This is a genomic window from Streptomyces sp. WAC00040, assembly GCF_056835925.1.
In genome coordinates this window covers 1,280,476-1,293,479 of sequence record NZ_JAKQZE010000002.1, presented here as the reverse complement: position 1 = coordinate 1,293,479, position 13,004 = coordinate 1,280,476, and the positions used below count along the sequence as shown (strand labels likewise).

The following is a 13,004-nucleotide window of genomic DNA, read 5'->3' as shown; positions in this document are numbered from 1 at the left end:
CACGGCCGCTTCTGGCAGTGACCACCCGCCGGGCCGCTGACGCGGCGAACGGTGTGCCGTGTGCGGCCTGGTCTACGGACTACGACCGACAACGGGGCGGTGCTGTCCGGCACCACCAGCCCGCCGATCTGAGGGCCCGGCACCGGAAAACCTCCGGATTCGAGTGAACCTCCCGCGTGATTTGCCCCTCTGATGACTCGACAGTGCCGAAGGGTCAACGACCTTGCGAGGTCAGGCCCTTCGGCGTCCGTAATCAGAAGTGGAGACCAACCCCCATGAGCGTTTCCCCGAGCCGCCACCGCCTTCGCCGGATAACCTCCGCCGGGCTGGTTGCGAGCGCGGCGCTGGCCCTTGTCGGATCGGCCGTCACCACGGCCTCGGCGCAGACCGCACCCGACGGGGAGCGGACGAGGCCCAGCGTCAGGATCATCGGTGGGGTGGAGCAGCCCAATGGCGCCCACCCCTGGATGGCGGCCCTGCTGAACAAGGGCTCCAAGAATCCGGCCGATCGCCAGTTCTGCGGCGGCAGCCTCGTCAGCGACACCGTGGTGCTGACGGCCGCGCACTGTGTGACGGGCACCAAGCCGAAGCAGCTCGAGGTCACGGTCGGCCGGACCGTGCTGTCCGACAAGGGACAGGGGCAGCTGCGCAACGTGCGGAGCATCGTCTCGCACCCCCGCTACGTCAAGGGGGACGAGGCTTACGACCTGGCGCTGCTGGAGCTGGCCAGGCCGGTCACCGGCATCGCCGCCGTGAAGATGCCGACCGCCGGCACCGACGCCCTGCTCCGCCCCGGCGCGCAGGCGACAGTCATCGGCTGGGGCAACACCGACACCGAGCTGCCCGACTTCCCCGACCGGCTGCGCGGTGTGAAGGTGCCGCTGCTCTCGCACGCCGAGTGCACTGCGACGTACCCGGGCTACAAGAAGGCCGTCAACGTCTGCGCGGGCGTCGAGGGCAAGGACTCCTGCCAGGGCGACAGCGGCGGACCGCTGTTCCGCAAGGTCGCGGGCCGTACGTACCAGATCGGCATCGTGTCGTACGGCGAAGGCTGCGGTGAGCAGGGTGCACCCGGCGTCTACACCTCAACCAGCTCGAAGAAGCTCTGGGACACCCTCGCCGAGTCCCCCGAGGGCAAGCGGATGAAGCAGCTGCTGCGGCGCTGACACAGCGAGGCGGTGCCGGATTCACCCCGGGCGCCCCGGTCGTGCCGCGTTTCTGACGCGCATGGCCGGGGCGACCGAAGTCGCACATGGCCGACCACCCGAGGTGGCCGGCGTAGTCGATCCGATGGCGCAAGCGCCTGACGGTCGCTCACCGGGCGGCAGCGCCTTGGCGAAGCGCACCGGGGACGGCTCATCGCGCAGAGTGGCGCCCTCGGCCCAATCTGCGCCGGTGCGCCGCCCCCTGCGCCTCTCGGAGCCGGCCATCGCACCCCACGTGAAGCAGGGGCGGAATCCGGACCTTCCGATGTCCACTGCCGGATGGCTGATTGCCCCCAACCGAGGTCGCGGTCCCTCGAGTTGGTACGCTCATGCCCACGATTTGAACTCGTTCAAACAGGGAGTCGCGTTATGCCTCAGCCGACCACGCCCGACCAGACGGACACACCCGCAACCGCGCTGGGCCCCACCGCCGTCGTCCTCGGGGTATTCGCCGTCGTCGGCGTGTGGACGCCCGCGTTCGCGTTCGCCGTCATCGCCGGGCCGCTCGCCCTCGTCGCAGGCGTCGCCGGCATCCACTACGCGCATCAGGGCACCGGCCGCCTCTGGACCGGCATCACCGGAACCATCCTCGGCGTCGCTGCATTCGGCAGCAGCATCACCGCCGTGGCCGCGTTCAGCGTCTAGCGTCGGTCGGGCCGGAGCGCTGCGTGGAGTTGATCTCCCGACCTGAGACAAGTGGATCGGCCCTCAGGTCAGCGCCCCTGTGCCCTGCCCGGCCGGGGCGACGGCTTGCGGGCTCCGCAGCTGGCGCGGCGGAGGGCGGGGAGAAGAAGCCGCCGGGCACACCGGATCGGCCGCCTTGCGACTGACCACAGGGATCACATGGCAGCGGGGTGGAGGGTCGCCTCCCCAGTCACCTCGATGCCCGTACGCTCGCCGGGGCGTGCTCCGGCCCGGCCGGGGACGCGGACGTCGATGGCCCCGTCGAGGCCGTCCACAGCGATGGTGACCATCGCATCGTGGCCGTAGAAGCGGACGTCGGTCACCGTGCCACAGGCTTCGGCCGCATCCGGGTCGACCAGACGAAGCTGCTCGGGACGGAGCACCACCATGCCCCGGCGGATATCGCCGGTGGGTGCCGTGAGCGGGATGCTGCCCAGGGCGGTCGTCACGCTGTTGTGGTCCGCGGTGCCGGTCACGACTACCGCGTCGCCCACGAAGGCCGCGACCCAGGGGTCGGCGGGCCGGCGGTAGACCTCGTGCGGTGTGTCGCACTGGGCCACCCTGCCGCCGCGCACGACGGCGACGAGGTCGGCGGTGGAGAGTGCCTCCTGCTGGTCGTGGGTGACCAGCAGCGCCGTGGCGCCGGTGGCATGCAGGGCTGCGCGCACGTCGGCCCGTACGCCGGTGCGCAGGGCGCTGTCCAGGGCGTTGAACGGCTCGTCGAGCAGGACGAGGGCCGGCTCGGGAGCCAGCGCGCGGGCGAGGGCGACGCGCTGTTGTTGGCCGCCGGAGAGCTCGTGCGGCATGCGGTCGCCGTAGCCGGACAGGCCGACGAGTTCGAGCATTTCCTCGGTGCGGCGCCGCCGGGTGGAGCGGTCGGAGCGGGGGAGGCCGAAGGCTACGTTGCGGGCCACGCTGAGGTGCGGGAAGAGCGCGCCCTCCTGGGGGACGATGCCGATGCGGCGCTGCTCAGGGGGAAGATGCACGCCGGGGCCGCTGAGGGTGCGTCCGCCGATGGTGAGGGTTCCGGCGTCGGAGCGCAGGAAGCCGGCGATGATGCGCAGCAGGGTGGTCTTGCCGCATCCGGAGGGGCCCAGCACGGCTGCCAGAGCGCCCCCGGGCACGGTGAGGTCGAGGCCGTCGAGGACCGGGGCACCGGGGCCGTACGCCTTCGTGAGGCCACTGATCTGCAGGTCGGTCATGTGCGGTGCCTTCCGAGAAGGTAGGACGGGACGGCGGCCAGCAGGATCAAGGCGGCGGCGTAGGGGGCCGCGGCGGCGAACGATCCGGTGCCGGTCTCGGTCCAGAGGCGGGTGGCCAGGGTGTCCATGCCGGTGGGCCGCAGAAGGAGGGTCGCGGGAAGCTCCTTCATGCAGACCACGAAGGTGAGGGCGGCTCCGGCGGCTACGCCCGGGGCGGCCAGCGGCACGGTCACCTCGCGCAGCACCTTCAGCGGACTGCGCCCGAGTGAGCGGGCGACATCCTCCAGCACCGGGGGCGACTGGAGCACGGCGGCGCGGGTGCCGGCCACGGCCACGGGCAGGAACAGCACCGCGTACGCGCAAACGAGGAGAGGCAGTTCCTGGTAGACGGGCTCGGCGTAGCGGACGGCGAAGAAGACCAGGGACAGCGCGACGGTGATGCCGGGGAGGGCGTGGCCCGCGTAGGCGGAATGCTCCAGCAAGGTGGCTGTGCGGCCGCGGTGGCGGGCGGCGATCACTCCGACAGGCAGCGCGAGGAGCGTGGTGAGCGCGGCGCCCGCGGCGGCGACGCCGAGTGTGGTGGCGGCCGTGTCGGCGAGCGTACCGGGGTCCCAGGTCGCGGAATTGCCGGCAGCCAGCCAGTAGGCGAGGGTGACCAGCGGTGTGAGGACGGCGGTGCCGGTGACCGCCACGCACCAGCCGAGCGCGGGGAGTCGCCACCGGCCGAGGGCCAGGGCTACGGCCGGGCGCGCGGTGCCGCTCCCGGTCCGGGCGTGGCCCGCACGGCCGCGAGTACGCGCCTCCGCGGCGACGAGCGCGATCGTCATCACGACGAGGACGACGCTGAGAGCGGCGGCCGGGGTGCGATCGAAACTGGCCCGGTAGGAGGTGTAGATGCCACGGGTGAATGTGTCGTAGCGCATCAGGGACACGGCGCCGAAGTCGGAGAACACGTACAGCGCGACGAGTACGGCTCCGCCGGCGGCCGCGGGGCGCAGCTGCGGCAGGGTGACGCGCAGGAAGGTCTTGAGCGGGCCGTGGCCGAGCGAGCGGGAGACCTCTTCCTGTGCCGGATCGGTGCCGCGCAGGGCGGCGGTGACGGGGAGGTAGACGTACGGAAAGCTCACCAGTGTCAGGGCAACGGCTGCTCCCTCGAAGCCCGCGAGGGCGGGGAAGGCGGACAGCCAGGCGAAAGCGGCGACATAACTGGGGACGGCCAGCGGCAGGGTCACCAGCACCGACCAGGCTCGGGCGCCGGGCAGGGCGGTGCGGACGGTGAGCCAGGCAAGCGAGACGCCCAGAACCAGGCAGGCGGCGACGACCACGGCGGCCAGTCCCAGGCTGCGGCCGAGGAGTTGGGCGGTGCGTTCGTCGGCGATGACGTCCCAGGCAAAGGCCGGGCCGCGTTCCAGGGAGCGGATCGCGAGGTAGCCGAGGGGCAGGAGCGCGAAGACGGCGCCGACGGACGCCGGGACGAGGAGGGCAGCCGGTGGACGTCCGGCACGCGCTCGCCCGGCCGGCGGGGTGGCGCCGGTCGGGCGGGCGGCCGGATCCGTCTGCGCGACGGGATCCGTGGGATACATATGGGTCAGACCATCCCGGCGTCCTGAAGCATCTTCAGGGTCTCCTGAAGGGATTCCAGCTTGCCGAGGTCGATCGTGGGCGAGTCGAGGGAGGCCAGCGGCGGCAGGCCCTCGACCGTGCTGGTCACGCCCGCGGCCAGCGGGTACTCCTTGGTGTCCTCTGCGAAGTACTTCTGCGCCTTCTCCGACAGCAGGAAGTCGACGGCCTTCTGCGCGGCGGGGGCTTGGTCGCTTCCCTTGACGATGCCGACCCCAGCGGCGTTGACGAGGGCACCGGGGTCTCCGCCGGGCAGGAAGTGAATCTTCGCCTTGACCTTGTTCTCGCCCTCCTCGGCGACCCGCTCGTACCAGTAGTAATGGTTGATCAGGCCGAGCGAGACCTCACCCTCGCCGACCGCGTCGAGGACCTTGAGGTTGTTGTCGTAGACCTTGGGCTCGTTGGCCTTCAGGCCCTTGAGCCAGGCGCGGGTGGCGTCGTCGCCCTCCAGGACTCGCATGCCGGTGACGAACGCCTGGAAGGAGGCGTTCGTCGGGACGTAGCCGATCTTGCCCTTCCACTCCGGCTTGACCAGGTCGTGGACGGTGTCCGGGACCTTGGCGACCTGGCCGGGGTGGTAGGCGAGGACGCGGACCCGTCCGGAGGTGCCCACCCAGTCGCCCGCGCCGCCGCGGAAGGCCGGGTCGACCTTGTCGAGCGACTCCTGGGGCAGCTTCTGCAGCAGGCCCTTGGTGGAGAGGGCACCGAGCGCGCCCGCGTCCTGAGAGAAGAAGAGGCCGGCGTTGGTCTTGGCGCCCTCTTCCTGGATCTGGGCCGCAAGTTCGGCGCTCTCGCCGTACCGGACGGCGACCGTGGTGCCGACGGCCTTCTCCAGCTCGTCGAGGAGCGGCTTGACCAGCTTCTCGTTGCGGCCCGAGTAGATCACGAGCCCTGCGTCGTCCTCGTCGACGCCGCAGCCGGCGATGGCGGGGAGGAGAAGTGCCGCCGCGAAGAGCGCGGTCAAGCGTCGGGCCAAGGGGCGTCGCATGGGGAGCCTTCCTGCAACAGCAGCAGAGAACGTGAACGCCCCATAAGTAAGGCAAGGCTAACTTAAAGGTCAAGGGTGATACACACAACAATCCGGCTCCGCCGACGCATCGGCGGAGCCGACCCTACCGCTTGACTTCTTGTGGATCTTCAATGGGTCACCTGTGACTTTTCTGTGACTATCCAGCCAAGTAAGGCTTTCCTAAGATGCGCTCGTGACACCCCTTCCCGGCCTGCGTTCAGGCAGCAAGTCCGTCCCGTTCGTGCTCGGCCTCGCCGCCCACGGCGACCAGACTGCGGTCATCACGGCCAACCGCCGGGTCAGCTACGCCCAACTCGCCGACCGGGTGGACGTGATGGTCCGCCGCCTGGGCAGCGAACGCCGTCTGGTCATGCTTGTCGGCGCGAACACCCTCGACGCCCTCGTCGTCCACCTCGCCGCCCTCGCGGCCGGGCACCCCCTCCTCCTGGTGCCGGGCGGCCATGACGAAGCCGTCAAGTCCCTGATCGACGCGTACGACCCGGATGTCGTGGCCCACCCCGAGGGCAGCGCATGGGTGCTCGACGAGCGTCGCCCGGCTTCAGTCCACGACCTGCACACCGACCTCGCTCTCCTGCTGAGCACCTCGGGTTCGACCGGATCACCGAAACTCGTGCGACTGTCCCACGAGAACCTCCAGGCCAACGCCGAATCCATCGCCGAGTACCTCGGAATCCGCGACACCGACCGCGCCGCGACCACCCTGCCCCTGCACTACTGCTACGGCCTGTCCGTCGTACACAGCCATCTCCTGCGCGGCGCCGGTCTGATCCTGACCGACCTGTCGGTCGCCGACACCTCCTTCTGGGAGCTGTTCCGGACCCACCGCGGCACGTCTCTCGCCGGGGTCCCGTACACCTTCGACCTCCTCGACCGCGTCGGCTTCGCCTCGATGGAACTCCCCCACCTGCGCTACATCTCGCAGGCCGGCGGACGCCTCACCCCCGAGCGGGTCAAGCGCTACGCCGCGATGGGCCGCTCCGCCGGCTGGGAGCTGTTCGTGATGTACGGCCAGACCGAGGCGACCGCCCGCATGGCCTACCTGCCCCCGCACCTCGCCGAGACCCACCCCGCGGCCGCCGGCATCCCCATCCCCGGTGGCTCCTTCCGGCTCCAGCCGCTGCCCGACCAACCCGATGAGAACACCGGCGAGCTGGTCTACACCGGCCCCAACGTCATGCTCGGCTACGCGCACACACGGGAGGACCTCCGGCTCGGCCGGACCGTGCACGAGCTCCACACGGGCGACATCGCGCGCCGCACCCCCGAAGGGCTCTACGAAATCACCGGCAGACTCGGCCGGTTCACCAAGATCCTCGGCCTGCGCATCGACCCCCAACAGATCGAGGCGATGCTCGCACGCGACGGCGTCACCGCCCTGTGCACCGGTGACGACGAAGGGCTGTCCGTAGCCGCCGTCGGAACCGACACCTCCGAGGCCCGCCGAATACGCACGTTCGTCGCCGAAGAGTGCGGCCTGCCGACCAGGGCCGTCCACGTACACATCGTGGCGGACCTCCCCCGCCTGCCCACGGGCAAGCCCGACTACCGAGGGGTGCGTGCACTGAGCAAGCCGGCGGCCGCAGTCCGCACGGAACGCGCTCTTCCCCCGGGTGACAGCCCTGAGGACCTGTGCCTGCTCTATGGCGAGGTGCTCGACCGGAGAGACGTGACGGCAAACTGTTCCTTCGTCAGCCTGGGCGGGGATTCGCTCTCGTACGTGGAGATGTCACTCCTCCTCGAAGAGCGGCTCGGTCACCTGCCGGAACACTGGCACACGACGCCGATCAAAGACCTCCGGGCGTCCGAGCCGTCGGAACTCCCCTCTCGCACGCGAAGGCTGGAGACCAGCGTCGCCCTCCGAGCCCTGGCGATCTTCTGCATCGTCGGCTCGCACATCCACGTGTTCGGCATCAAGGGCGGAGCACACATCCTGCTCGCGGTCGCCGGCTACAACTTCGCCCGCTTCCACCTCACCACCGCCGACCGGCGCGTCCGCGTGCGGCGGGTCCGGACCAGCATCACCCGCATCGCGTTGCCGAGCATGACATGGATCGGCCTCGTCCTTCTCCTCAACGACGACTACACACTGGCCAACCTCCTGCTGCTCGACAGTGTCTTCGGGCCCGAAGACCTCAAGACCGGCATGCACTTCTGGTTCATCGAGGCCCTGGTCCACATCCTGATCGCCGTCCTCGCCCTGATCTGCCTCCCCGTCGGCGACCGGGTGGAGCGCCGCTTCCCCTATGCCCTGCCGCTGAGCCTCGCGGCCCTGGGGCTCCTCACTCGATACGACCTCGTCGGCCTGCCCCCTCGCACCGAGATGCCCGACGCGGTCACCGTGTTCTGGCTGTTCGCACTCGGTTGGGCAGCGGCGAAGGCCGGCGATGTACGCCGCCGAATGCTGGTCACCGCCGTGGCACTGGCCACCGTGCCGGGCTTCTTCCCCGGCGACCCGGGCCGGGAAGCAATCATCCTGGTTGGCTTCATGCTTCTGGTGTGGGTGCCCACCCTGCCCAGCGGCGAGCGCCTCAACCAGCTGGCAGGGCTCCTGGCCACCAGCTCGCTCTACATCTACCTGACCCACTGGCAGATCTTTCCGCTGATCGACGGCTTCTCGCGGCACCTGGCCTTCCTCGCCGCGCTCCTCTTCGGCATCGCCTACGCCGCCGGCACGAGCCGCCTGATGAAGGTGCCGAACGCCCTGCGTCATGTCAGGCGCGTCATGCGTGTCAGGCGTGCACAGTGATCATGCAGGCCGTACGTCCCGCCTGACGGCTTTCACCGGACGGTCCGGCGGTACGGACCACAGGGCGCACGCACCCGGGTCCGGCGGTACGAACAGCCCGGCCCGGCAGGTCAGGCGACCAGTTCGCGTACGTGGTCGACGCTGCCGCAGCCGGCGTCCAGGTGCTTGGCACGTGCCTCGCAAAATGCCCTGCCGAGCTCGGCCCGGCGCTCGTCACCGACGTTCTCGCGTGTGTCGTTGAGCAGCGTGCGCTCCTCCTCGTCCACGTGGTGGTTGACCGCAGCGACGAGCGCCTCGAGCTTCTCCTCCCACTCCTCGGATCGGGTGTCCTCCACCTCGAGCAGTGCGAGCAATGCCTCGTTGGCCTCCTCGTGCTCGTGGACGCCGTGGTCCACGTCGTGCCCGTCCACGTTCTTGTAGCGCCGCAGGGCGGGATAGACCTCGTCCTCCTCCGCCTCCGAGTGGGCGACGAGAAGGGCGGAGAACTCGCGCAGAGCGGCGGCGCGGTCCGCCTCTGCGCTGCGCAGGGTGCGGAAAAGCTCCTCCATCCGGCGGTGGTCCCTGAGAATCAGCTCGACGACGTCGTCGGTCGCTGACGGCATATCGGCTCCTCGGGTCGTTGAAGTGTTGTCCGCCCGCTCGCATACCCCCGTCCGCGCACGTCAGACGTACCGCTGCGGGCAGCACGGCGCCGCCCGCAGGCCGTTGCGAACACTGCGGCGGGCGGGTTGCGCGCGAACGCAGCCGCGGGCGGAGGGGCCTCAGGCGACCACGGAGCGCAGTGCCAGCTCGATCCAGCGGTCGCGGGCCGCCTCCGGCAGCGAGTCGTCCGGTGCGGTCGCGGCGATGAGAGCGAAGTCCGCGGTGGTGATGTCCGGACGGAGGAGCCCTCTGGCGTGGGCGGCGACGGTGATGCGGTCGAGCTCGGCGAAACCGCGGCTCTCCATCTCCTGCAGGGCATCGGCCGCCAGGCCGGCGGCTGCCGCCTTGATCGCCTTGTCGGCGGCCGGCTTGCGGATGAGCCACTCGAGGAGACCCCTGAGTTCCGCGACCGGGTCGGCGCCGCTGTCGACCCGGTCGGCCGCGGCCCGGACATCGGCGACGAGCCGCTCCGTCAGGCCGGCCACCGCGGCGGCGATCAGGTCGGTTTTGGTGGGGAAGTGCCGGTACAGCGTCCCCACGGCCACTCCTGCCGTGGCGGCGATCTCGTCCATCCCGACGGCGTCGCCGTGCGAGGCGAGCAGCGTCCCTGCGGCGTCGAGGATGCTCTGCCGATTGCGTGCCGAGTCGGCCCGGACCATGGACCTCTCCTCGCCTTCGCTTGACCAAACATGAACCTGGGTTCACTATAAATGGTGAACCGGAGTTCAGGTTAGGGAGATGTGCCATGACCGGCTGGACCGAAGAACACGTGCCCCACCTCACCGAGGGCACCCTCGCAGTGGTGACCGGGGCCAACGCCGGGCTGGGTCTCGACACGACCCGCGTACTCGCGCGGCGCGGAGCGACCGTGGTGATGGCGTGCCGCAACCAGGACAAGGCCGCCGCTGCCCGCCGGTCACTCGTCGACGGCGGCATCGACCCCGGCCGTCTGCGCACGGCCCCCCTGGATCTCGCGGACCAGGCGTCGATCGCCGGCTTCGCCGACGCACTGCCCGACGACCGCATAGGCCTGCTGATCAACAACGCGGGCCTGATGGCGGTCCCCCGGTCCAGCACCGTCGACGGCTTCGAGACCCAGTTCGGGGTCAACCACCTCGGCCACATGGCTCTGACACTGCGCCTGCTGCCCCGGCTGAACAGCACGCCCGGCGCGCGGGTGGTCACCCTCACCAGCATGGGCCACCGTCCGGGCCGCATTCGTCTGCACGACCCTAACTTCCGGCGCGGCCGCTACAACCGCTGGACGGCGTACTTCCAGTCCAAGCTGGCGAACATGCTCTTCGCCGCCGAACTCGCCAGGCGCAACGAGGGCCGGGGAGCGCTGTCCCTCGCCGCCCACCCCGGCTACGCCGTCACCGAACTCGGCAAGGACACCGGCTTGCAGGCGCGTCTGCTCTCGGTCGCCGACAGGATCGCCGCGCAGCCCTCCGCCGCCGGGGCATGGCCCACGCTGCGCGCCGCGACCGACCCGGCAGCGGTCAACGGCGCCCTGTACGGCCCCCGTCGCCTGGTGTCGGGCAGCGCCGTCCGTGAAACGCCGAGCCGCACGGCCCGCCGCGCCGACCTCGCCGGCCGCCTCTGGGACCTCTCGCTCGACCTGCTCTCGCCCGCGAAGGTCACCGACCCGCTGGCGTGACGCGGGTGTGCCGGCTCTCCGCGCAGCCGCAGGGCCCTGTCCGCCCGGTAGTTGCTCACGAGCCCGTTCGCGTGGAAAAGCGTCACGGCAACGGGCGCTTGCGAGCGAGACACCCAAGTGCCTGGTCGGAGCAGGCGGCTGACATACTCCGGCCATGGATGCCCGGGTCACGCGGAACGGAACACGCGCGGACGTGCCGGTGCCGGAACGGACCGCGTCGCCGCCCGGCGCCGGCTGGGTGCTGCGCCGTGCGGTGGCAGCGGACGTCGAGGAGATCGCGGAGCTGCGGGCCAGGGTCATGCGTGCGGATCTGGAACGCCTCGGCCGCTACGACGAGCACCGGGTCCGGCAGCGGTTGCGGGACTCCTTCTCCGCGCAGCACACGTCGATCCTCGTGATCGAGCATGGACTCGCAGGGTGCGTCACGGTCCGGCCCGCCGGAGACAGGCAGTGGCTGGAGCACTTCTACCTCGCTCCGCGGTATCAGGGCCGCGGGCTCGGGTCCGCCGTCCTACGCACGCTGCTGGAACGGACCGACGAGCAGGGCGTGACCGTGGCTCTGAACGTCCTGCAGGGCAGTGCTGCCCGCCGGCTCTACGAGCGCCACGGGTTCGCCGTCGAATCCCAGGACCCGATCGATGTCTTCATGGTGCGTCCGCCCACGCCATCCGCCCCGGAGCCGGCCCCTGACCGACCACCGGGCCGACCTCGGTCGCGGACCCGGTCGTAGGCTTCCGCCGTGAACGACGACACCACATCGCACGGCATACGGATCAGACCGGGCAGTCCGGCCGACGCACCGGCCGTTCTCGACATGCTCGACTCCGCGGTGGCCTGGATGAACGATCGCGGCAACACCGAACAGTGGGGCACGACACCGTATTCACAGAACCCCGGTGGGGTGGAACGGGTCGAGCGGTACACGACCGAGAACACTCCGTACATCGCGGAGCTGGACGGTACGCCCGTGGGGGCCCTGGTGCTCGACTCCGGGCCCAGTCCGAAGATGCCGATCGCGCCGGCCGGGGAACCCGAGCGCTACGTCCGGCTGCTGGTCTCCGACCGGCGGCACGCCGGCCGGGGCATCGGGGCGGCGCTGCTGTCCCATGCCGCCGAGGAGACCCGGCGGGCAGGTGTGGATCTGCTGCGGGTCGACTGCTGGGCGGGCGGCGGGGGCGAACTGGTCGCCTTCTACGAGCGCAACGGGTTCACGCCCACCGACCGTTTCCTGTCCGGATCCTGGCCGGGGCAGGTGCTGGCCCGGCGGGTCCGCTGACGGCCCGGCCATACATCGGCGATCGGCGACCACCGGCGGCGACATCTCCCGTCGAACGAGGTCATCGGCGCACCCTCGCCGGACCGGCCGGCCCGGTCGGTACCGGGCTCCTCGGCCGGCCCCCATGCCCTCGACCCACCAGGGGCGCGGAGGCACGGTGCGGCCTGAAGGTCTTGGCGGGCCGGCGGGAGGGCGGTCGACCGGCCCGCCGGGCGGCGCGCGGAGCCGTCTGTCGGGCAGCTCCCCTGTACGGCGCGTCGGGTTCAGTCGGTGATGTACCAGTCGTTCTTGAGGTACTCCAGGGTGCTGCTGCCGAGGTCGCTCTCGGAAAAGGTGACGGAGGCCCTGACCGCTTCGACCGGCATTTCGATCTTCTCCGGCGTGAGCACAGCAATGCGCTGCGGGTCGACCGTCGCGGTTTGCAGGGCCTTCTTCTGCTCGGGCGAGATCATCTGGAACACGGCGACGTACGTCGACGTGCACGGTCCGAACCCCTGGTCCTCTGCCTTCTTCGCGGCCGGCCCGGCCACTTCGCAGACCGTGTCGATGTCCTCACGGCCCAAGGCGTGGAGGTACTGCTCGTACCGCTGGATCGCGCCCTCCTCTGTCCTGGGCCCGGGCTGCTCGCCCGTCGGCCCGGCCGACGGCTTCTCGGTCCCGGCTGACACGGACGGCATGGCCGACGGCTCTTCGGCCCCCGCGGACGCGGACGGCCGCGAAGAGGTCGCTGCCGCGTCCTCCTTCGAGTCCTCCGGACCGCACCCGCACGCCACCAGCGCCACGCTGGCCGACACCGCCACGCCCACCATCGTCCGCACTCTCATCGGGTCCCCTCACCTCCGGCCGACAACACGTCAAAAGGTCACGCTGGATCCGGGTGAATGGTTCCCGAGCCGCCCTGCGCCGCTACGCGTTGCGGCGCGCAGCGAATGCACACCACGC

12 protein-coding genes are annotated in these 13,004 nt (G+C 70.6%); 6 read left to right on the top strand and 6 right to left on the bottom strand.

Annotation, left to right across the window (positions count from 1 at the left end):
• Positions 1 to 275 precede the first annotated feature (275 nt).
• Both MDN94_RS25385 and MDN94_RS25380 read left to right on the top strand, forming a co-directional pair.
• A complete protein-coding gene (locus MDN94_RS25385; protein ID WP_482728160.1) occupies positions 276 to 1,166 on the top strand; it encodes a S1 family peptidase in 891 nt (296 codons plus the stop codon).
• Positions 1,167 to 1,574: 408 nt separating this feature from the next.
• Complete coding sequence (locus tag MDN94_RS25380; protein WP_482728159.1) at positions 1,575 to 1,850, top strand: hypothetical protein; 276 nt, start codon at positions 1,575 to 1,577, stop codon at positions 1,848 to 1,850.
• Between the two features lie 194 nt (positions 1,851 to 2,044).
• Here the strand turns inward: MDN94_RS25380 and MDN94_RS25375 are convergent, their stop codons facing one another.
• The 3 genes from MDN94_RS25375 to MDN94_RS25365 are packed head-to-tail and all read right to left on the bottom strand — an operon-like array spanning position 2,045 to position 5,699.
• Positions 2,045 to 3,091: an ABC transporter ATP-binding protein gene (locus MDN94_RS25375; protein WP_482728158.1), complete on the bottom strand. Its 1,047-nt coding sequence runs from the start codon at positions 3,089 to 3,091 to the stop codon at positions 2,045 to 2,047.
• Complete coding sequence (locus MDN94_RS25370; protein ID WP_482728157.1) at positions 3,088 to 4,674, bottom strand: ABC transporter permease; 1,587 nt, start codon at positions 4,672 to 4,674, stop codon at positions 3,088 to 3,090. The genes MDN94_RS25375 and MDN94_RS25370 overlap by 4 nt, the downstream gene beginning before the upstream one ends.
• Positions 4,675 to 4,679: 5 nt before the next feature.
• Positions 4,680 to 5,699, bottom strand: a complete 1,020-nt coding sequence (locus MDN94_RS25365; protein WP_482728156.1) for an iron ABC transporter substrate-binding protein — start codon at positions 5,697 to 5,699, stop codon at positions 4,680 to 4,682.
• 214 nt (positions 5,700 to 5,913) lie between these two features.
• On the opposite strand from MDN94_RS25365, the gene MDN94_RS25360 reads away from it, so the two are divergent.
• Positions 5,914 to 8,487, top strand: coding sequence for an AMP-binding protein (locus tag MDN94_RS25360; RefSeq protein ID WP_482728155.1), 2,574 nt, complete (start codon positions 5,914 to 5,916; stop codon positions 8,485 to 8,487).
• Positions 8,488 to 8,597: 110 nt separating this feature from the next.
• Here MDN94_RS25360 and MDN94_RS25355 read toward each other — a convergent pair whose 3' ends face one another.
• Positions 8,598 to 9,089 (bottom strand): hemerythrin domain-containing protein, encoded by a 492-nt coding sequence (locus MDN94_RS25355; RefSeq protein WP_482728154.1) that lies wholly within the window; start codon positions 9,087 to 9,089, stop codon positions 8,598 to 8,600.
• 159 nt (positions 9,090 to 9,248) lie between these two features.
• Positions 9,249 to 9,788: a TetR/AcrR family transcriptional regulator gene (locus tag MDN94_RS25350; RefSeq protein ID WP_482728153.1), complete on the bottom strand. Its 540-nt coding sequence runs from the start codon at positions 9,786 to 9,788 to the stop codon at positions 9,249 to 9,251.
• Positions 9,789 to 9,874: 86 nt separating this feature from the next.
• Here MDN94_RS25350 and MDN94_RS25345 point away from each other — a divergent pair, with 86 nt between their 5' ends.
• The 3 genes from MDN94_RS25345 (at position 9,875) to MDN94_RS25335 (ending at position 12,062) form a co-directional block, all read left to right on the top strand.
• Entirely contained in the window at positions 9,875 to 10,786 is a 912-nt protein-coding gene (locus MDN94_RS25345) for an SDR family NAD(P)-dependent oxidoreductase (protein ID WP_482728152.1), read from the top strand.
• 154 nt (positions 10,787 to 10,940) lie between these two features.
• Positions 10,941 to 11,516: a GNAT family N-acetyltransferase gene (locus MDN94_RS25340; RefSeq protein WP_482728151.1), complete on the top strand. Its 576-nt coding sequence runs from the start codon at positions 10,941 to 10,943 to the stop codon at positions 11,514 to 11,516.
• Positions 11,517 to 11,525: 9 nt separating this feature from the next.
• The gene (locus MDN94_RS25335; protein ID WP_482728150.1) at positions 11,526 to 12,062 is read left to right on the top strand and encodes a GNAT family N-acetyltransferase; all 537 of its coding nucleotides are present in this window, start codon (positions 11,526 to 11,528) and stop codon (positions 12,060 to 12,062) included.
• A 263-nt stretch (positions 12,063 to 12,325) separates the two neighbouring features.
• On the opposite strand, the gene MDN94_RS25330 is transcribed toward MDN94_RS25335, so the two are convergent.
• Positions 12,326 to 12,886 (bottom strand): hypothetical protein, encoded by a 561-nt coding sequence (locus MDN94_RS25330; RefSeq protein WP_482728149.1) that lies wholly within the window; start codon positions 12,884 to 12,886, stop codon positions 12,326 to 12,328.
• Positions 12,887 to 13,004 lie beyond the last annotated feature (118 nt).